Raw genomic sequence first — 1,134 nt, 5'->3', positions numbered from 1 at the left:
ACCTGATGATCGGCACGGCCCAAATAGTCCAGTCCTCCGCCAATCACACGCTTCGCCAAGTCTCCAGTGCGGTACATTCTGCTTCCAGGTGGACCAAATGGATCGGCCACGAATCGCTCCGCCGTCAAGCCCGGCCGGCCCCAATAGCCGCGTGCCAAGCCTGCTCCAGATACGTACATTTCTCCTGTTACGCCATACGGGACGGGCTGCAATGCATCATCCAGCACATACACCCTCAAATCCGGAATCGATCCGCCGATAAGGCTGGATGCTCCCGGAACGTCGCTATTGCGATTCAGCTCATTGAAGCTGACATGAACTGTCGTCTCCGTAATTCCGTACATATTAATAAGCCTCGGCGCATCATCCGCATGCCGTTCGTACCAGTCTCTCAGACGACCCAGCTCTAATGCCTCTCCTCCGAAGACGATATAGCGCAGCGACAGCGCTTGCCCGAGGTTCGGATGCTCCCTGTCTGCCTGCATGAGTTGATAGAAAGCAGACGGCGTCTGATTCAGCACCGTTACCCCCTCCTGCACGAGCAGACCCAGGAACTCCTCTGGCGATCTGCTGACAGCGTGAGGCACGATGACTAGTCGACCGCCATGCAGCAGCGCGCCCCATATTTCCCATACCGAGAAGTCGAAGGCATACGAATGGAACAACGTCCACACATCATCGGCGCCGAAATGGAACCAATGCTCGGTTGCGGAGAACAGCCGCATTACGTTCTGATGCGGAACAAGCACACCCTTCGGTTTGCCCGTCGATCCGGACGTATAAATAATGTAAGCCGGACTGTAAGGAGAGAGCTTGCGCCTGCACACCTGCTCTACAGGATCAGACTCGGAAGAGCTTGCTAACTGGCGCATCACTTCTGGATCATCCAGTAAGATGCACGGCACGGCCCCCATCCCTCCATCTGGGAGCTTGTCAATCGTGCGCTGATCCGTCACGATACATACAGGTCCCGCATCCTCCAACATATAGGCAAGCCGTTCCGCTGGATAATCAGGATCAAGCGGCAAGTAGGCTGCCCCTGCCTTTAATACAGCCAATACGCCGACGATCATTTCCATCGACCTTGGCAGAGCAAGCGCTACAATATGCTCTGGCCCTACCCTGTGCTCCATC

General features: G+C 55.9%; 1 protein-coding gene. It reads right to left on the bottom strand.

The window, feature by feature from the left end:
- On the bottom strand, positions 1-1,134 hold a 1,134-nt coding region (locus AZ66_RS29250), incomplete at both ends, for an amino acid adenylation domain-containing protein (RefSeq protein WP_044358166.1).

The sequence above is a fragment of the Paenibacillus sp. E194 genome, assembly GCF_000935845.1.
GTDB classification, from domain to species: domain Bacteria; phylum Bacillota; class Bacilli; order Paenibacillales; family Paenibacillaceae; genus Paenibacillus_B; species Paenibacillus_B alvei_B.
Note: the sequence above shows the minus strand (reverse complement) of the source record. Positions and strands in the feature narration are given on the sequence as shown.